The sequence below is a fragment of the Methylobacter sp. S3L5C genome (genome assembly GCF_022788635.1).
Lineage (GTDB): Bacteria > Pseudomonadota > Gammaproteobacteria > Methylococcales > Methylomonadaceae > Methylobacter_C.
The window spans coordinates 4491612-4510722 of sequence record NZ_CP076024.1; the positions used below are offsets into that span (position 1 = coordinate 4491612).

General features: G+C 46.0%; 23 protein-coding genes and 1 riboswitch. Of the genes, 19 read left to right on the top strand and 4 right to left on the bottom strand.

Features of this window, described 5'->3' with window-relative positions; genetic code table 11:
* Positions 1–22: 22 nt before the first annotated feature.
* The 15 genes from KKZ03_RS20225 to KKZ03_RS20295 all read left to right on the top strand — a co-directional run bounded on the left by KKZ03_RS20225 (position 23) and on the right by KKZ03_RS20295 (position 8821).
* Complete coding sequence (locus KKZ03_RS20225; RefSeq protein WP_243218547.1) at positions 23–355, top strand: phage holin family protein; 333 nt, start codon at positions 23–25, stop codon at positions 353–355.
* The gene (locus KKZ03_RS20230; protein WP_243218548.1) at positions 355–669 is read left to right on the top strand and encodes a hypothetical protein; all 315 of its coding nucleotides are present in this window, start codon (positions 355–357) and stop codon (positions 667–669) included. Before KKZ03_RS20225 ends, KKZ03_RS20230 begins: the two co-directional genes overlap by 1 nt.
* Entirely contained in the window at positions 666–872 is a 207-nt protein-coding gene (locus tag KKZ03_RS20235) for a hypothetical protein (protein WP_243218549.1), read from the top strand. Before KKZ03_RS20230 ends, KKZ03_RS20235 begins: the two co-directional genes overlap by 4 nt.
* Positions 872–1402 carry a phospholipase D-like domain-containing protein gene (locus KKZ03_RS20240; protein ID WP_243218550.1) on the top strand — a complete coding sequence of 177 codons (531 nt, stop codon included), beginning with the start codon at positions 872–874 and terminating at the stop codon, positions 1400–1402. Before KKZ03_RS20235 ends, KKZ03_RS20240 begins: the two co-directional genes overlap by 1 nt.
* Positions 1390–2352, top strand: coding sequence for a hypothetical protein (locus tag KKZ03_RS20245; protein WP_243218551.1), 963 nt, complete (start codon positions 1390–1392; stop codon positions 2350–2352). The genes KKZ03_RS20240 and KKZ03_RS20245 overlap by 13 nt, the downstream gene beginning before the upstream one ends.
* A 248-nt stretch (positions 2353–2600) precedes the next feature.
* Entirely contained in the window at positions 2601–2864 is a 264-nt protein-coding gene (locus tag KKZ03_RS20250; RefSeq protein WP_243218552.1) for a hypothetical protein, read from the top strand.
* On the top strand, positions 2852–3220 hold the full coding sequence (locus KKZ03_RS20255; protein WP_243218553.1) for a hypothetical protein: 369 nt from the start codon (positions 2852–2854) through the stop codon (positions 3218–3220). The genes KKZ03_RS20250 and KKZ03_RS20255 overlap by 13 nt, the downstream gene beginning before the upstream one ends.
* A 2-nt stretch (positions 3221–3222) precedes the next feature.
* Complete coding sequence (locus KKZ03_RS20260; protein WP_243218554.1) at positions 3223–3603, top strand: hypothetical protein; 381 nt, start codon at positions 3223–3225, stop codon at positions 3601–3603.
* Between the two features lie 8 nt (positions 3604–3611).
* Positions 3612–4199, top strand: coding sequence for a collagen-like protein (locus tag KKZ03_RS20265; protein WP_243218555.1), 588 nt, complete (start codon positions 3612–3614; stop codon positions 4197–4199).
* The gene (locus KKZ03_RS20270) at positions 4199–5059 is read left to right on the top strand and encodes a hypothetical protein (RefSeq protein WP_243218556.1); all 861 of its coding nucleotides are present in this window, start codon (positions 4199–4201) and stop codon (positions 5057–5059) included. The genes KKZ03_RS20265 and KKZ03_RS20270 overlap by 1 nt, the downstream gene beginning before the upstream one ends.
* Positions 5059–5490, top strand: a complete 432-nt coding sequence (locus KKZ03_RS20275) for a hypothetical protein (protein ID WP_243218557.1) — start codon at positions 5059–5061, stop codon at positions 5488–5490. The genes KKZ03_RS20270 and KKZ03_RS20275 overlap by 1 nt, the downstream gene beginning before the upstream one ends.
* Positions 5491–6254: 764 nt before the next feature.
* On the top strand, positions 6255–6803 hold the full coding sequence (locus tag KKZ03_RS20280) for a hypothetical protein (RefSeq protein ID WP_243218558.1): 549 nt from the start codon (positions 6255–6257) through the stop codon (positions 6801–6803).
* A 243-nt stretch (positions 6804–7046) separates the two neighbouring features.
* Positions 7047–7196, top strand: a complete 150-nt coding sequence (locus KKZ03_RS20285; RefSeq protein ID WP_243218559.1) for a hypothetical protein — start codon at positions 7047–7049, stop codon at positions 7194–7196.
* 123 nt (positions 7197–7319) lie between these two features.
* A complete protein-coding gene (locus KKZ03_RS20290; protein WP_243218560.1) occupies positions 7320–8456 on the top strand; it encodes a hypothetical protein in 1137 nt (378 codons plus the stop codon).
* On the top strand, positions 8453–8821 hold the full coding sequence (locus tag KKZ03_RS20295; RefSeq protein ID WP_243218561.1) for a hypothetical protein: 369 nt from the start codon (positions 8453–8455) through the stop codon (positions 8819–8821). The genes KKZ03_RS20290 and KKZ03_RS20295 overlap by 4 nt, the downstream gene beginning before the upstream one ends.
* 223 nt (positions 8822–9044) lie before the next feature.
* On the opposite strand, the gene KKZ03_RS20300 is transcribed toward KKZ03_RS20295, so the two are convergent.
* The 4 genes from KKZ03_RS20300 to KKZ03_RS20315 all read right to left on the bottom strand — a co-directional run bounded on the left by KKZ03_RS20300 (position 9045) and on the right by KKZ03_RS20315 (position 14093).
* Positions 9045–10355 carry an IS4 family transposase gene (locus tag KKZ03_RS20300; protein ID WP_243218562.1) on the bottom strand — a complete coding sequence of 437 codons (1311 nt, stop codon included), beginning with the start codon at positions 10353–10355 and terminating at the stop codon, positions 9045–9047.
* Positions 10356–10537: 182 nt separating this feature from the next.
* Positions 10538–11290 carry a hypothetical protein gene (locus KKZ03_RS20305; protein WP_243218563.1) on the bottom strand — a complete coding sequence of 251 codons (753 nt, stop codon included), beginning with the start codon at positions 11288–11290 and terminating at the stop codon, positions 10538–10540.
* Between the two features lie 30 nt (positions 11291–11320).
* Positions 11321–11400, bottom strand: a riboswitch (cyclic di-GMP riboswitch).
* A gap of 272 nt (positions 11401–11672) precedes the next feature.
* The gene (locus tag KKZ03_RS20310) at positions 11673–12587 is read right to left on the bottom strand and encodes a hypothetical protein (protein ID WP_243218564.1); all 915 of its coding nucleotides are present in this window, start codon (positions 12585–12587) and stop codon (positions 11673–11675) included.
* An 885-nt stretch (positions 12588–13472) separates the two neighbouring features.
* Positions 13473–14093, bottom strand: coding sequence for a VPLPA-CTERM sorting domain-containing protein (locus KKZ03_RS20315; protein WP_243218565.1), 621 nt, complete (start codon positions 14091–14093; stop codon positions 13473–13475).
* An 821-nt stretch (positions 14094–14914) separates the two neighbouring features.
* Here KKZ03_RS20315 and KKZ03_RS20320 point away from each other — a divergent pair.
* The 4 genes from KKZ03_RS20320 (at position 14915) to KKZ03_RS20335 (ending at position 19101) form a co-directional block, all read left to right on the top strand.
* Positions 14915–15163, top strand: a complete 249-nt coding sequence (locus KKZ03_RS20320; RefSeq protein ID WP_243218566.1) for a KTSC domain-containing protein — start codon at positions 14915–14917, stop codon at positions 15161–15163.
* Positions 15164–16249: 1086 nt separating this feature from the next.
* Entirely contained in the window at positions 16250–16528 is a 279-nt protein-coding gene (locus KKZ03_RS20325; protein WP_243218567.1) for a type II toxin-antitoxin system RelE/ParE family toxin, read from the top strand.
* Between the two features lie 12 nt (positions 16529–16540).
* Entirely contained in the window at positions 16541–16837 is a 297-nt protein-coding gene (locus tag KKZ03_RS20330) for a HigA family addiction module antitoxin (RefSeq protein ID WP_243218568.1), read from the top strand.
* 995 nt (positions 16838–17832) lie between these two features.
* Positions 17833–19101 (top strand): ATP/GTP-binding protein, encoded by a 1269-nt coding sequence (locus KKZ03_RS20335; RefSeq protein ID WP_243218569.1) that lies wholly within the window; start codon positions 17833–17835, stop codon positions 19099–19101.
* Positions 19102–19111: the final 10 nt, after the last annotated feature.

A 19111-nucleotide genomic window follows, 5' to 3' on the forward strand; every position in this document is an offset into this window, starting at 1 on the left:
ATTTTAAGCGGATTTTTTTAACATGAAACTCTCAACAGAAATAGCTTTACCAGTGCTGACTTACTTGTGGGTTTGCGGGTTATCGTTGTTGTCAGGCATGGCCACCTACTGTAACCGGATCTGCAAGGGGGAAACTTTGGGCTCGCCGTATAGCAGTTTTTTTCTGGATATTTTTTATTGCCAGATGGCCGGCTTAATTACCTATTTTCTGGCGGTATCGGCAGGCACCGAGGGCTTTTTAACGGCGGCACTGGTGTCCACCGGGTCGCACATGGGCGCACGGCTGATTTTTGCGGTTGAATCCTTGGTGATGCATACCGTGCATTTACACGAACAAACCCGGGAGAAAGACTAATGGCCACCGTCAAAGGCCCGTTGTTTTCGGTCGCGGCCACCGGCAAATTTAATAATCTTCTGGAGTTTCGGACCGGCAGCGGTAAAACTACCGTGCATGGTATCCGTGCCTGTCCTGCCACCCGATCACAGGCACAACAGGCGCAGGCGTTACGTTTTGGTCAGGCGGTTAGCGGCTGGCAAGCCTTGAACACTGCCCAAAAAAACGTCTGGAAAGCGGCAGCGGTTTACACCGGCCACAACGGTTATCAGCTGTACATTTCCGAATACCAAACCCAAAACATCAATCCACCACAACAGCCGGTCGTGCCATGAAATTAAAAATTATCAAGCTACCAGAGCAAAGCCGTTGTCATTGGCGGCGTTTTCAGGCCGAATGGGACTTTGAGACCGCTTGTGGCCATTATTTTCAAACTGAAACCGGTAACGGCATGACCGATATCGGTTTTCAGTTTTGCCCGTTTTGTGGCCGCCAAATAACCGAGCAGGTGTTGGGCGCCGAACTGGAGTTCAGTTAATGCCACCGTTAAGCGGTTTTCAGGTTGCCGAGGCCAATATCCGCTTATTGTCGGGTGATGACTGGGCACCGTGGTTTGTGCAGCAAGTCGATCAGGCGTTAACATCCATCCATTTGTCGATTTACATGATTTCCGACCATTGGCGTTCACCGGAAGTCGGCAAGTTAAATCTGGTCGATAGCCTGGTTAAGGCCGGACTGCGTGGCTTGACGTGTCGCTGTATCATCGATCAGCCGCACAACCTTAACCGCCGGATTCCCTTCAACACCAAGGCGGCGCGTAAGTTACAGGCCGCCGGCTGGAAAATCCGCATCATGCCCACCGGTAAAACCCTGCACGAAAAAATCCTGTTGCTGGATAAGCAACTGGTCGTTATCGGTTCGCACAACATCAGCAAAGCCAGTGCCATCAGTAATTTTGACACCTCACTGGCCGTTGATTCGGCGGCGTTGGCCGAGCGGATTTACCGGCAATTTTGGCAGCGCTGGCGGGTCGCGGTGCCGTTTGTGGCGGATGTATGGCTACGGTAAGCCATCAACACATCCCGCCCAGTTTGTTGGCTGGTTACTGCGCATTGTTAACCGCACCCGAGGAACATGGCGGGTTAACGCCGCGCATCGGCTTAAAAGCCAGTGTACGGCAAGCGCAACCACCGGCGGCTCTCGATCCTGCGTTAACACTACGCCGCGATGCCGCGCGTTGGTTGGTTCAGCAATGGCAACCCAATAACCCGAGTTTGTTTTATGCCGAGCGCTTGGCCGAGATCAGAAGTTATAATTTTAAACCTGCCTATTGGCATACCTTAACGCCAAGTCGTGACCGCACTGAATACGGCGAGCCGGTCATCAAGGCCTATGAGCGCCCGGTTAACGGTTTGTATGCCGATCCCTTACGCCTGCAAACCGATTGCGTTTACACAACCTGGTCAAAAACCTACCCAACACCGGCAGGCGATGGCACGGCTTTACAACCGGCGCCCGGCTGGCAAGGTGAAGTGATTGGCGGCGTGTGGCGGGATTTATGGTTTGCGCAGCGGCGCTTGACGTTTTTCTTACCGGTTGTTGTCAATAAAACCGACACGAGGCCGGTTTTACTGGTTTTGGCCAGTCAGGTTAAAGCCGTCGCCAGTTTCCGGGTCAACACTGCCTGGTATGCACGGTGTTGCTGGCCGTATTTTTTCCGGGAACCGGCAGGCGAGCTTCAGCCAAAAAATTATTTACTCACCAACTGGCAAAAAAGCGATGTCTACCCGATGGCACTGGTCAGTGAAACCGAACATAACTGGCAATGTACCAACCACTTGCAGGTATTACGTAATCCGCGCCTGGGCGACACCTTCAAACAACCCACCAACTGCAACCGGTTAGGCGTGGTCATCACCACTCCGCCCGGTCGTGGTGTGTACTTTGCCCGCAATGATGCCGTCAAAGTCACTCATCACGAAACGGTAACGGTTTATGTTGGCAAGGCACCCGGTTAACACGCCTTACACAGTTCCCCTCTTTGGCAAAGAGGGGTTAGGGGAGATTTTTAAACCATCAGCAACCTTCCCGATACCATCCCTTCAAGGGCTGTTATCGGTTGAGTATTACAGAAAAAAGAGCCGATTTAATGCACAAGCATCTTCCCGATACCATCCCTTCAATGGATGTTATCGGTTGAGTATTACAGAAAAAAGAGCCTATTTAATGCACAATAACCGCAATATCACCGAAGAAGACGGCAATAATGGTTAAAGTCATCCGCCCGCTATTTTCAGATTCAGCCAAAGGCAACCTTGGCAATATTGGCGCGTTTCGCCAAGGACAAACCGGGCCACAGTTTATCCCGTTAAGCGTACCAACCGACCGGAAAACCGCCAAACAGCTACGCCTGCGCGCCTGTTTTTCAGTGGCCAAAAAAGCCCATGCCGCCATCCCGAGCGGATCACGGCCCCGGTGGGGCGTTTATTGGCGGCAATACTTACAGGAGCATCCGGGATGCCGACAGTAAAAAAACCTGTGCATCAAGTCACCGTCGCCGTTACCGGCAAATTCCATGACGGCTACAACCCGTTAACCGGCAAACCCTTCAAACTGGTTTACCAGCGCGTCCGTAAAGGCTTGGGCAACATAGAAAATCGGGGCCGCATGGATTTACAAATCCGCATCCAGGTCAGTATCCGGGACAAACAATCACCCACCCAATTACAAAGCCGGAAGCGCCTGGCAGCGGCAACCGCCGCCTATAAACACCTGGACAACACGGCAAAAACCGATTGGTGCCGGCAAGCCGCCAAATTACGCATGACCGGTTTTAACCTGTATATTCGCCGCTATTGCAAAGCCCATCCCTTAACGGAATTTTAACCATGGCCAAAGTCACCACCCCGTTGTTTTCAAAAACCGCACACGGCAATATCGCCAAGGGCGGGATGCAATACCGTTCCGGCCAGTGGGGCAGCCATGTTTACAAACCGCTGGCACCCGGCAAACAAAACCAACAAGCGCCATCACCGGCCCAGGCTAAACAACGCGAGCGCTTTAACGGCATTTGTACCGCCTGGCACTTGTTAAGCAAGCAAGAACAAGACGATTACCGGCAACAAGCCGCCGAAATCGGCGGCCTCAATGGCTGGAATTTATATGTCTCGTTGGGCTTGGCCAAATCCATTTATCCGCCGGATACCTTGCTGACTTTGGATAGCTTGCCGTTGGTGAACGAGTACAGCGAAAGGATAGAGGTTGATTAACCAAGGCCATGCCACACATCAACGAGTTAATTTTACTGGCCAGACCGGTTCAAGCCACCGACAGCTTAATCATAGAAGCGCCGGAAGGCACACGGCGCCTGGCAGCAACCGCGTTTAAAGGTGAAACCGGTGAGCGTGGTTTTACCGGCGCTAAAGGCGACCAAGGCGAACAGGGAGCCACCGGACAACAAGGTGACCAAGGCCCACCCGGCACCGCCTCAGGCATTCGGGAAACCGCCACAGTAACCACCGGCATCATTGCCAATCTTAATTGGGAAACCGGCAAATTTAGTATGGCAACCTCGTTCGAGCTACTACAGGTCGTATTATCCAGCGCCGCCAGAATCCGCTTGTACAACAGCGCAGCGAACAGAGATGCCGATGTCGGGCGTTCAGTATTTCAGGCACCCACGCAGGGCATGGGCTTAATCCTGGATATCAACGCCGTTAGCGTATTGTCCCAATCGCTGGACCCACACGCGCACGGCTCCAACATGGAAGCGGTGCCATCCGACACTATTTATTACACCATCACCAATAACGGCGCACCGGCAGTAATCACCGTGGCGTTTACTTTTTTAAGAAAGGAACACTAATGGCCACTTTATTCACCAACAGCCTGTATAACTCCAACAGCACCGATACCCTGTTCAGGGCCTGGGCGACTTTCATCCACAGTGTTTTTATGCTCGGCTTTGTCAATGTTACCGATGCCGCGCAACTTGATTTAACCACCGTATTAAAACCGGCGGCAACCCAGACCAGCATGGGCTTTAAGGTTTACCGTACCAATGACGGCTTAACCCCCGTTTTTATCAAAGTGGAATTTGGCAGCGGAGCGGCCGTCTTGCAACCGTCAATCTGGATCACCGTCGGCACCACTTACACCGTAGGCGGCACCATGACCGGCGTTATCTTGTTACCGCGTTTACAACTGACCAACACCACCAACGATATCATCAACCCGCATGTCTGTTTTGGCAGCGGTGCCAGTAACCGCGTGTGTTTTGCGCTGTTTACCAGTGTCACAACCGGCCCGTTCTGGTTTAGTCTGGAACGGCGCAAAGATGCCAATATTACTGATGTCGATACCGGTATTTTACTGGATGGCGGTTTAAGCACCTCCGCGCATTGGTCGTTATGTGCACCCTTTACCGGCGTTATTCCGGTTAAAGAAAACGGTTGTCAGTTTATCTTGTCGTCCAACAATCCGGCAGCGTATGGCAACGCCATCCCGGAAGGTTTGCGGATTCCCTGCCTGGGCCCCAGTGAACCACCGGGGATGAATGTGGCCTTTTGCAATGGCAATGATTACGGCCCTTATGCAGAACCCACCTTAACCATCAATGTCACCGACATTAAATTCAAACAGTGCGGCACCTTAATAACCACCTTGCGCTGTGGCGGAGCGTCCTGTGTTGATGCCGCTACGCGCTTGTTGTTGCGGTACGATTAATGACTACGGCAACCGGTTGTCAGTACGGCTTAGCCGCCACCTTTGCCTGTGCCACACAGCGGCAACTGATCGGCAATTATGCCGCCAATTATCAGGCAATCATTTACCGGCACTGGTTACAAGATCCGGCGTTATTGGCCCTTATGAATACCGGCAACGCCAGTGTAAAACGCTACCAACGGGTATCCGATAAAGCCTTACTGGCCCTCATGAATAACGCCAACGCCAGCGTTACCCGTAGCGGCTTAACCTGTGTTAATGCCTGGAATATTACCAACCATCGCCGCTTTTTTGCCCTACCCGGATCCGGCGGCAGCGAAATAAATAACTGGGTTATTCAACAAATCCGCTCAGGTATCGGCGGGCCATTGCCGGGCGGCAGCCAAACCACCCTAAAAACCACCGGCCAACTATGGCCAAGATACTATTAAATCAACCCATCCCGTAACGTCCCACCTCACTATCCCGTCATTCCGGCAGCTCATACCTGAAATTCACCACCACCAAGATACCATTAAAGCCAGTCATCCCGTTTACCGCGCCGAGTAGCGAAGCGGTTAACAGGACAAGCCCGTCAGGGGCGTGGCAAGGATGCCACGCCTTGCCAAAGGGACAGGAGTCCCTTTTGGCAAGCCCCTGTTAAAAGCGAGGTGCGAAGGATGAAGCGGCAACCGGGCGGCTTTTCTTTTGGAACCTTTTCTTTGGCCGAACAAAGAAAAGCATCTCGCCTTCGGGTGCGAAAACCCGATCAACAAAATCCGTCGCGATAGCGACACTAAAACCCACTATATAATTATCATAATCCCGTTTACCGCGCCGAGCAGCGAAGCGGTTAACAGGACAAGCCCGTCAGGGGCGTGGCAAGGATGCCACGCCTTGCCAAAGGGACAGGAGTCCCTTTTGGCAAGCCCCTGTTAAAAGCAAGCTGTGAAGGATGAAGCGGTAACCGGGCGGCTTTTTTTTTGGATACTTTTCTTTGGCCGAACAAAGAAAAGCATCTCGCCCTCGGGTGCGAAAACCCGATCAACAAAACCCGTCGCGATAGCGACACTAAAACTCACCACCCATGCCAAAAACCAAATAATCAACCCATCACCATCAAGTTACCAATAAATCAAGCACTTAACTTGACAGTGCTTCGTTTGAGGGGATTAAAATCAATACCGTTTAATAATCACACCAGAGAGGTGGCGAAATGGCAAAAGTATCAGGCCCGTTGATGTCAATGGACGCATCCGGTAAATTTGGCGGCACAATCGTGTTTTCAAAATGGAAAGGACGCAACGTAGTACGGCAGTTAGTGGTTCCGGCCAACCCAAACAGCGCCGGACAAGAAGCCGCGCGTAACCGCACCCGCGTTACCGGTGCCTTGCAAGGTTGGGTCAACAGCACGGCAATGCTCGCACCCACCCAAACCCTCACCGATAAACTGCGCATTAAGGCAGTCACTCCCGGTGGTTTTGCCTGGAACGGTTTTTTAACCCAAACCTTAATCGGTTCCGGCGGCTTAACCTACGATGCCGCAACAGCAGCTTATGCCGCCTTAAGTGCGCCGCAAAAAGCGGCTTGGGAAGCGGCAACCGATGACCTGGTGCCGGTAATCAATGACGTTTACCAAACTATCGAAGGTGGTGGCGCAGGTACCCCGATCACCGACGGCGAAGTGTTCTTTATCCTGCAATACGGTTTAAGCCTGTTGGGCTTGGCCGATATGCCGGGGGCGGTACCGCCGGTTTATAGCTAAAGTTTGTTGGTTTTTAGGGCTAAAGCCTCATGATTCAGGTCATGGGGCTTTTTTTTGGTGAATTTTTGATGTACTGACAAGAGGTGAATTATTGTTTTCTGATTGTCAGTAATCGATCCAAACCGGACGATGAAATGGTTAGATTTTTTAGGGTAGAGCTAACCGGATGCCACGGAAATCTGAAAAATAAAGCCGAGTTATAACTACGTCCCGGTTGAGCGTAATGTTAGACCAAATGTGTGATTGCAAGACTTGACCCCGTACTTTTTTCGGGTAAGGGGCGTTAATAACCGTATTGCCGGGGCGAAAGTATTGATTGCACTTGATCCGGCCCTGGGCGCGTCGATTATCGGCGATGCACCGGATTTACCGGGCTATGTGGTGGATATTTAATATTATTTTGGCAGTTTTTGACAAAGAAAAATTGAATAGGCTATACTGATCCCAACAAAATAACCGCTATTATGCGGTTTTTTTTTACGTTTTACGCCAACATTGCACAAGAGGAGAAAGCGTATGAGTCATGAATTTCTAAAACCTCGTCTTGTTGGTGAGCGATTTAACAAACATAGTGTTCCGCTCGAATTATTAAAAGATTTCGCGGCACTTGAGGAAATGATTGTTGAAGTTGCAAAGTGGAAGTTTAAAGAATCTCATCCAAAACAAAAAAGAATACCAAGCGGATTTGGCAAAGACTTGTCATTACATATTTCAAATATTGAGAATGGTAGTGCCATTCCGGTTATTATCTTAATGTATGCAATGAGTTGCCCTGTAGACACACAGACACAGGTCGAGATGTATGATTCTCCAGATGTGTATTATTTTAAACAGGCAAGGGATCTTGTAATTGAAACAATAGCTTGCGCTGTACAAAGCAAACCTTTGCCTTTACCAGCACAATTTCTCGGGTATTTTGATCGCTTTGGCCGTGGATTGCGAGGCGATGAATATATTGAGTTTAATGATAATGAACTGGCTAAACTCACGCTTGAAACTCGTGAAAAACTTATTCGTGCATCCAAGGTAGACGAGTGGACAGAGGATAGGGTATTAAAAGGTCGTATTTCTGAAGCTGATCAATCGCGTATGAGATTCGAGTTAGAATTAAAAAATGGCACAAAACTTAGAGCGCCGCTTACGAGTCAACATTTAGACACTATACTTGATGCTTTCAATAATTACGCCAATGATGCTAGGGTTGTGGTGCAAGGTGCTATCAAAATAGATAGACAGAATCAGCCTAAGTCCATCGAGTTCGTAGAGCACATTACTCTAATAGATCCATTAGACGTCGATGAGCGCCTAGATGAGCTGGCTAAACTAGAGGATGGCTGGTTGGATGGTAAAGGGGTCGCTCTTAATCCTGAAAATTTGCTTTGGCTGGGCAAAAGCTTTGAATCAAAATTCGATGCTGACTTGCCGTTGCCTTACCTATACCCTACCAGCGATGGAAATATTCAAGCGGAATGGCCTATCGGAAACTGGGAAGCCTCTATAGAAATAAACTTAGATAAAAAATGCGCAGAATGGCAGGCGCTAAACCTAAAATCGGATAAATGTATAGATTCAGATTTTGATTTATCTAATGACGATGGCTGGAGCAAACTTAACCAAGCATTAAAAGAATTGCATCCTGAAGAGAACGTATGAATCCAGAAACACTCTTAATGCGACAAATCAACCCAAGTTTCATTCAAAATGGGCGAGTCACTTCACAAGCATTTCGCCCAACACCAAAAGATGAAAACGAACTTTCCGTATATAACGGAGACTTGATCAGTCCAGAAAAGTCGTGGCTACATTTTACAGTTACACAATCTTTTAAATCAGCAGGGGTGATGGCTGTCAGCCATGAACAGTGCATCGAACAATCCGTCCCTGTCATTTATAACGGAATACCTTTTACTGAGCATGCCTATCTGAGCTTTTCCAATATGAGCAAGAAAGAAATAGAAAGAAAGGCAAAGGTATTAATGTCTAAAGCTCAAGAGCGGAATTGGCTTTATCAGGCATAACTTATGAAATAACTATCCCATAAACCCACTCCGAGCGGGTTTTTTATTACCAAAATTCAGGTAGCCATTGCAGCTGCATTGGGAATCAAGAATCGATGCGGTCAGTGTCGTTGATTGTGACCCCATCGATTTTCAAACCCACTATCTTAAGCTCGTGGTTGTTTAGTTTTCAAAATCAACGACACTGACCCCAATGCCAGTAAGTTAAGATATAACGCTCTAATTATAAAGAGCTTTTATAGGCTGTAAAATGAATGTCATTCTTAATATTTTTCAAAAGTCTCGGTGCCGAACGTCCCTCTCTAACGGCTTCTATTGTTATGGCGATGTAACTAATAAGTCGATTAATATCACACAAAAATCCGTCAGTTGAATGCCGGATAAAATTGATGACCTGATGCTTGGCTTTTGACAAGGCTTGGGCAAAATTCACTTGGTAATTCAAGCGTAAATGTTGCGTATTCTCGTCCACTTTTTGTTGTGCCGCCATTGCCATTAACGCGGTTAAATTTGCAGCGATAATTTTGGCATAAAAATCTTGTTGAACTGAGAGCGCTGATTTACCGGAAAAATTCTCAATTTCAAGCCATTGTTTTAAGCGTTTATAATTTTCTTCAACGCCCCAGCGGAGATGATATAACGACTTAAATAAACTAGCTTCATAAAGCTCAGTATCCATGAGATTAGTAATCAGTACTTCTACCTCATTAGGAAGATCAACACGGACTAATCTGAGCTTTATCGGGGCACTTGATAATCCTTTTTCGACACACGTTTTAATTGAAGGTTTATTGGGCTTAATTGTTACTATTGCCTGTCTTTTATTACTTTTAATAAAGTCTTTTACGACTAGGCTTTGCTTGGTTTTTGTCCGCATACAAAATGATTGTTTATGATGTAAATGAAAGGTATAGAGCCAGAATGCAGGGTAGCCACGATCATAAATAATCAAATCATTTTTACTCGCATGAGCCATGTGACTATCAATACAGGACTTTTCGGATTTAAGCCTGGGATGAATACAAGAATCGATGACTAAATGATTCAGAACATCATAGAAAACCGATGCCATGCCCATGGTGCAAGACCCTTGCCCTGGTCGTCCTTTTTGAGTGCCAAAGTACTGAGTAATATCCGGTGTATTGGGCAAGCGAATGGAGGTACCATCAATCGCGCATAAGCGAAAGCCTTTCCATAATTTCAAGTGCTCAGGGTGTTGGTAAGCCTGATTGATTACTAGCTGATTAAGCGCGATAAATGCGGTATGTGAAAGCTGTTTTCTGGACTGAAAAAAGGCCGACTTTGTGATCCACTGAGAGGCTTCTTTTTTATGATTAAGTACCTTAAAAAACTGGTCGAGTTCTACTTGATTGGAATGCTTTCTAAAGTTAAGCAGATACAGTATTAAAGTAGAAAAATTGAGTGATCTGTTCCGTATAAAAGCGGTATTTGAAAGACGATGTTTGTCTATAAATGAAAGGTCGTTAAGGGTATTGTTTATGAGTAGAAAAATGTTATTTAATGACTTTTCCAATGTTTTATGGTGGCCTTTATTTCATAGGTAATACGTGATTTTATTGCCTGTAATTTTAGCATAATCAGTTAGTTATGCCTTAACTTACTGGCATTGACACTGACCCCATTGATTCCGTTAGGCAGGTATAGCTGCTTGGTTCAGGCAGGGTAAAAACGTGAATAACGGGGTTGCAAACCTCGTCACGCCGGGGTCAAATTACCCAATGTGGCCTGTCGTCTAAAGCCCAGTAATCCCATCAAACCGCTACCGAATAACCAAACTGCGCCAGGAACGGGAACTGCGGCAACATCGCCGGGGCGAACAGCCCAGGCATAGAAAGAAGCGCCAAGTTCGTCGCCGTTCTTGTAGCCAGCCTGGTAGCCAGCCGATGTATCGAAGTACCAAGCGCCGCCAGAACCGGGCGAGTACTCAGTTCCCGACCAGTAAACCAAGGCTTGTAGGTTATTGACCAAGCCGATGTTGGCTTGTCCGTTATTAGAACCGTTGCCATGAATGCCAAATGTAGGTTGGTAATTTCCAGCTGTATCAACATAATCCTTTAAGCCCAGGTTAACGTTGTACATATAGGCTAACTCGGAGTTGGAGCTAGTAATGTTATAACCGAAATCGGTTGTGCCATTTTCGGAATATCCGGTGTTAAAACTGCTGCCGTTGACCGGTGTGTTGCTGGCCAAGCGCCAGTCGCTAAAACCGCCGTAGACTAAATTGGCGGCCCACGTGACTGCAGTATTCCATTCCATTTTTCCATTATTAACGGCACCTGCATAACCAGAGGTACCAGCATAGTTAGCATCTTGTAGCCAAGTGATATTAAGCACGTTGTCATACAACATACCGTTACCACGATCAACTAACGACGCATGGGCAGTTCCGGTAACAGCGACACTGGCAAGCAAAGCCAACGCTAATAAGGTTTTTTGATGTTTCATCATATTCTCTTTAGGTAATCTTTCATTAATCAAATGTGCAACTCGGCTGACCTTTTAAAAAAGGCTCCGTAGCTTTCCGTCCTTATCTCACAATAAGTTTAGCTTTATCGTCCTTGAATCATGCGCACTTACATAAGCTTGACACGAAGTTTAAAGTTGAAAAAACTGCTTTTGTGCAATAAATTTAAATATTATCACTAATAAATATTGCATATTTGACCATGCCTACCAGACAGATCAGGCACATTTTTTTGTGCCCGGCATATTTAAATAATGGTTTGTTTCGTTGACTGTTAGGCAACGAAAAAATGTTGCCTACCTACAGTCTAATCGTAAGAAATCGAACTAAACTGGACGTTAAGCCAACAAATACAAAAACTGCGACCTATAAGCATCGTTTTTGCGAGCATAACAATTCTTTGCGCTTATGTGTAAGGCTTGTCAAGCCCAGTAAGCCAGAACCGAGCAGCCATAGGGCTGCAGGTACTGGGACAGCTGCTGGTGTGATGGCATTACCAACGCCTAAGGGTAATGATAATGTCGCACCTGGATTTAAAGCTAGCCAAGTTGGGTCAATATAGAACTCAGGATCAATAAAAGCCCCCGCATAAAAAGTTAAAATTGAACCGAATGCATGAGATCGAGATAGAGCGTCCATATAAACCATTTGTGTTGCATGCCCGGACGCATCAGTCAGAATCTCTGTGACTCCACCAAAAGTGCCAGCAAAAGAATCATATGAAATCAACGTTTCGTTTAACCATATATCTGACCGTCCTGTGTGACGTGTATTGCTTGTACATAAATGGTTACCACAGTCATAGCTAAACCCTGTCTCTCCACCTACTGAGAAACCAACTTTTGAGGCTGTCTGAACTTCATCAATAGTCTGTGCTGCGAGATCCTGACCAAATAGCCAATATCGCCCTCCGAAGCCCACTGGAATCCAGGTAGAAGCTGGCCCCGATATATCAATACTATAAGACATAGTGCCATCGGCTTGGGCCATAGTCTCTCCGTATCTATTATATGCTTTCGCTGATACTAAAATATAAGGCGCTGGCGTACTGGAGAAAGTTACAGTCTCTAGCTCCAAGCTATTGGTATCTATTACTTTATTAGTATAAGTTATCGAATTATTGTGAGGGGTAGAGTTGCCCATAGTATTTGAAATACTACCTTCCGAATAAGAAGAGGTGACACTAGCCCACGATGTATTTGCACAAAGACTTAAAGTTAAACATGGTAATAACAAAGCTAACTTTATTGTTTCTTTACTAGAGTTTTTAGGAGATATCATGAAAAATTTACGTGATGAAGTCTGCCATTGAATTTAATAGTAATATCAGTTGGTTTGTTTCGTTTAAACATTCGTTTTTTTATGCCTTACGATCTACCAAGTAATAATAGTTAAGACTTTCAAAAAATGGTAGGTTAAACACAGTTTAAATTGAGGAGTGTTGAAAATGGCATAAAGCCACGTAAATTTTGGCATTTAATAAATTCTATGGGACTTTTCTGTCGTTTTTATAAACGCACCCTATGAGCAACAAACCCGTAAGACGGTTTAAATGTAGGGTGCATTAGTAATAACGTAATGCGCCGAATGATCAAAGACCAACATACTGCGCAATACGCTATTTCACCCTACAGATTTTAGCTTTCCACGTTGGTGCCGTTAATCAATAACGTTTACCAATTCATCGAAGGTGTTGGTGGCGCTGGTACCGCCAGTTTATAGTTAAGATTTGTTGGTTTTTTGGACTAAAGCCTTATGATTTAGGTCATGGGGCTTTTTTTGTGGAGGTGTTTTGGCAAAATAGATATGTAGGTTGGGAAATATCTTTTCCTTGCCCAATATTCAAAGGACAAAAGCATAATATCGATACATTACCCAATGTCATCATTCTATTTTAATGTGGAAATGTTGGACAAAAAAATGTGCCCACCTAATTTGTTGAATCAATTTTACAACCAACTCAAGGTGCAGAAACACCCAAAAAAGCCATTTATTAGGTATATTGGGCGTAGATTTTATTTTTCTGGGTAGCACTTTTCGGCAGAGCCATTGCAGCTTGCATCCATTACCGTCAATAAATATCTTTAATGTTTACACCGGTTTCATGAAGAACAGTACAACAAAAAAGCCGCCCAGTAGAGGCGGCTTTAGTGCCTGATCTTTACGTTAAGCGTTGGCGGTCATGGTGCTATACAGGTTTTGAGATTTAGCCTTTTTCTTATGAAAAGCTCCAAAACCTAATAAGCCTGATACAAACATCCAGATAGCGGCTGGAATTGGAACGGCGGCAACGGTGGGGGCCATGGCCATGATCTTCCAATTCATTGGGGTATGAGTCGTTAAAGGGGCGAACAATTGGCCGGTTGTACACAAAAATTGTGGCCCTGCTTCGCACGATCCCAAGCGCGAACCGTTAGGTGTGCCTGCCAGACCGTAATTGTTCCTGTAAATAACGTCCGTATTGGGGTCGCTGAATGCGAAAATATTTTCGTTTCCGTCAAAGGATATAACTGCACTTTTGCCGAATACAGCCAGTGTTTGGTCAATCGCCTTCACGGGTCCCTGATAGTTTGTGAGTGTATTACTGAATATGAAATTGGTAATATTTCCAATATCGTTCGAGTTATACGCGATTCCATCAAACGTCGCTAACACGTTGAAAAAACCGATATTTTCGAGCATCATATACGACGCGGCGTGGGCCTCAGACCCTATGGTGTTTATCGCACAGAGCGCCAAAGCGACTAGTGTTTTATTCATTTTATTTTTCATATTTACTAATGACATCGTATTCTCGCGGTTTTAACCGTATATTTGTAAATTGCGGTTGAATTAAAGTGATCTTAGAATACCTTTAACACCGATTCATAACAATTTGTTAATTGTAACGAAATGTAACAATTCAAACTAACCGATTTAAATAGTTGCTATATTTTAATTGTTTTATTTTTAAAATTAATAGTATTAGAAAATACACTCAATATAATTTAGTAAAATCCAGACACAGAAAAACCTGCAAGTCCTCAATGTTAATTAATTAACATAAAGCAACTTACTTAAAAAAAGTAAAGCCCCCTGACTAAAATCATGGGGCTTTACTTTGTTATATTTTTCATTTTAGAATTGGGCGTTTTCATAGTGTTGTCATAGTACAAAAGCGAAGGCGGCATAGGGTAAAATGGGGTTGAAATTAAGGTGATTTTTGTATTTTTGTCAATTTGAAACGATTCGCAACGCATTACGATTGTGATGGGTGCTTACAGCGCGAGAGGATAGCGAGAAAGCGAACGCGGCCCATTAATATGCGCGAGAGCATTAAGAGATATAAAAAAACAGTCTAAAAACACTCAAAAAACAAACTGAATGGGGCTATAAGGTTGTTTTTTTGTGTAGCCCTGCTCTTCTGCTGGTTTTAAGCGTTTTTGCGCTGTAATGCGATTTTAAACCCTAAAACAGACCAACAAAGTTTTAGGTAATGCCTGTGTTACTGTCGATCATCCACGACGGTTTCCATGGCTATACCTGGACTTCTGGCCAGATGGCTTCACTATCGACCGGCAATGTTGATTTTTTTAGGTGATTAAGTGAATTAATCCGGGAGATCCGGCATGGATTTCAATCGAGATAAGTGCTTTAAACGCGGTGGTTATGATCTGGCCAGTGGCAAGGTCATCGTGCAGTTTAGCGACCAGTCAATCTATGGCTATGACGGCTTAGGTCTTGATGAATGGCTGGAGTGGAAAGAGTCCTACCCGCGAGGCTCGTATTTTAATCTGAATTACCGCTATTCAAACACGCGCTTTACCCGTTTGGAGTCCTGGCCGGAAAATCTTTTTTTCACGTTTTTTGAAACCTGAGCGCGCGACCTTAGCGTTATCCTTGAGCTGCCGGGCTTGACCTCCCGGAACGTTCAGCCGTGAATAGTTGACGTTCTGTGGCGCCTGAACGCCACAGTGGCCTTGCTTACGCCGGCCACGGCCCTGCAAGGCGGCGGGCCTTGCGCAGTTACACTGCGCCCGCCTCCACCCCCGCCCACCCGTAAACCCTCCCTTGGTTGTTGCATGACTACCCTGCTTAACGGCAAGCTTGCCTTGCTTGCAGTGTTCACAGCAAAGGGTTTTCGGGCGTCGCGTGGGGGCGGCGATCAGGCGCTTACGCGCCAAAAAATAACCGCTAGTACAAATAAAAACTTATGCACAATTATTGTGTAAAAGCCTGTGTATATTTATCGTTATTAAACCGGAATCGCGCGTATTTACTGGGCTTTAGTTAAATTATGTAAATTCTGGCCAGCATTTAAAAGCCTGGTGTAGTCGGCATAAAACCAACCAGCACAAACAGCCATGCTGAATGGTTTTACACCTCCAAGGTGGCTAGCGCACTGATCGAGCAAAGCCGAAACACAAGCGCAGAACAACACTGCCCTTGTTTTCCGGCTTCACCTTGCCACAATAGAGCGGATCAAAACCAGACAGCTCCAACAGCACGACCGCCTGGTTTAAATCCTAAAGGCACTTAACCGCCTTATCTATGTCAGCGTAAAACCAAACAGCATAAACAGCCATGCTGAATGGTTTTACGCCTCCAAAGTGGCTATCGCACTGATCGAGCAAAGCCGGAACACATTAAAGCGGATTGAAACCAGACAGCTCCAACAGCGCGACCGCCTGGTTTCAATCCTAAGGGCATTTAACCGCCTGATCTATGTCAGCATAAACCCAACCAGCATAAACAGCTATGCTAAATGGTTTTACGCCTCCAAGGTGGCTATCGCACTGATAGAGCAAAGCCGGAACACAAGCGCAGAACAACACTGCCCTTGTGTTCCGGCTTCACCTCGTAACTCCTAACCTGTGGGCGAAACTAAAATAGCCATACCAATAAATTGACCGGATCTTAAATAAATTATTTGTAAAGTGTAAAGCATAGAGATACACTTAGGAATGATTAAAAGCTTTCGCCATAAAGGCCTTCAACAATTCTTTGAAACCGGTTCCAAAGCCGGTATAGCAGCAGAACATGAAGCGAAACTGGGCCGGCAATTGCAATTACTCAACGCCGCCAAAGCCCCACAAGAAATGAATATTATCGGCTGGAAACTGCGCCCTTTAAAAGGTGAACTCACCGACCATTGGGCAGTAAAAGTAAACGGCAATTGGTGCCTTACTTTCACCTTTGAGAGCGAAAATGCCATCTTGGTTGATTATCAAGATTATCACTAGCAGGTGCATAAAATGACAATGTTTAACCCGCCCCATCCGGGCAGTATTTTAAAAGAAGATATATTGCCGGAACTGGGTATCAGTATAACCGAAGCCGCAATACAACTGGGCGTATCGCGTGTTGCTTTGTCTCGTGTTATTAATGGTCGGGCAGCGATCAGCGCAGACATGGCTATTCGACTTGAGGCTTGGATGAATGGCCCAACCGCAGAAACATGGGTACGCATGCAAGCAGAATACGATCTCTGGCAAGCACGACAAAGACCGCGTCCAGCCATTATCCCTATTGAAATATCCCATGCAGCTTAATAGACCCCGATAAGCACTCGTTTCAATCCTAAGGAAATTTAACCGCCTTATCTATGTCGGCATAAAGCCAACCAGCACAAAAAGCCGTGCTGAATGAGTTTATGCCTCCAAGGTGGCTTTGCAGTTATTGAAGCAAAACCATAAAACAACGGCAGAACCGCATTGCCCTTGTTTTACAGCCTTGCGGGTTCAAAACAGGCCCAGGTTGAACCGGTATAAAACCAACCAGCATAAACAGCCATGCTGAATGGTTTTACACCTCTACTGTGGCTTTGCAGTTATTGAAGCAAAACCATAAAACAACGGCAGAAAAGCACTGCCCTTGTTTTACCGTTTCGCAGTTTTGTGGCGATGCAGCCGGTTTTAACTCGCTTCCGGCCTTGCCTCCAGCTCAAACCGTGGAGCGCGGCCCGGCATGACCATGCCAAGTTACATAATACCCACGCCTTATACGCAATATGCAGGGCAGAACAACACTGCCCCGCACACCGCGTATAAATCGTATTATGCAAAATGGCCTTAGTCATGCTTGGCCGCGTTGTTTTTTTACATGGGGCTTCCAGCCCCAAATCCCGGGTGGCATTCTTGCCTTCGGCTTCACTGTTTAAAAACCTTGCCTCCCTGCAAGCCAAACCTCCCTGTTTGGGTGGTACGCTGCTTTATTTAAACTCGCTTCCGGCTTCGCCTACAGATCAAACAGCGGCAAATTTTTTATCAACAAAGATACTTTAAAAACCCTAATAACCCGGATAAATTACACTGACAAGAATACTCATCTCAACCACCATTCCTGCAAAAATAATAATTCGTCAAATGGCCTCTCAGAATTACCAGCTACTTAAAATCAAAATCACCCGAGTGAATAATTCGGCCAGCTATTAATACCGCTATCGTAAATAATATTTCGATAAAATAATGCAACACAAAGTAAAAATTACTTTATTTTTTGAATAAAAAGCGCATAATTTAAATTAATTTTGCAATTGAGGCTTGTCATGCTGCTTGAATTTCGCATTCGTAACTACCGGTCAATTCGCGATGAAATAGTTATTAGTTTTGTTGCGTCAAAAGATAAAAAGCTCGCCGATACGCACTTGGCATCAACCGGTATCAAAAGTCTGCCCCATGTGGTTCGCAGTGCTGTAATCTATGGCCCCAACGCCAGTGGCAAATCCACGTTACTACAAGCGCTGGCCTTTATGCGTGCTTTGGTCGCTGAATCTGCCACACTCATGCAATTGGGACAAACTTTTAACATTCAGCCCTTCCGTCTGGATGCGGCTTGTGTTGCAAAACCCACCGAATTTGAAATCACCTTTATCTTTAATGGGGTACGCCATCAATACGGTTTTAGCCTGACGCCTGAAAGAATTATTAGTGAATGGCTCTTGGTCTATCGTACTGCAAAACCGCAACAATGGTTCAGTCGCCAGTTTGACGAAAAAACCCAAAGCTCCATTTACGAGTTCAGTACCCATCTCACCGGTCCACGTAAGCTTTGGCAGGACAGTACCCGCTCCAACGCACTGTTTTTATCAACGGCTGCGCAGCTAAACAGTGAACTATTGGGCCCGGTATTTAGCTGGTTGGTAGAACAACCGGTATATTTCAGCGCAGGCCTGACTCCGCCTCCAGATAACACCACTGAACTACTTCAAACTGAAAGTGGCAGACGCGCAGTACGTGATTTTCTTGCGTCTGCGGACATCAGCATCAGTGATGTCATGACTGTGCAACGCCAAGGGTTTCAGCAAAAAATCATGTTTGGCCCCGAAGGGGCAAAAGTTATGCACGACGAACAAGAAATGCTCATGCCACAATTTGTTCACAAGACAGAACGCGGCTCTGCCAGTTTTGAATTGTATGAAGAATCACAAGGCACCCAACGATTATATGCTCTAGCGGCTCCCGTACTCGATGTACTTAAGCATGGCCGTTTGCTGATTGTCGATGAACTGGACAGTAGTTTGCACCCGTTACTGGTTAGACGATTGGTGCGTATGTTCCACCAACCAGAACTTAATCCGCACGGTGCACAACTCTTCTTTACAACGCATGACTCTTCACTGCTCGATCGAACCTTGTTTCGACGCGACCAAATCTGGTTTACTGAAAAAGATAATGATCAAGCCACCCGATTATATCCACTCAGCGATTTTAGTCCGCGTGAAAACGAAGCCTGGGAACGTGGCTACTTAACCGGACGCTATGGTGCTGTGCCATTTTTTAATGACCCACCTTTACTCGCACAAGCGGCAGGCTGACCGGTAGCTG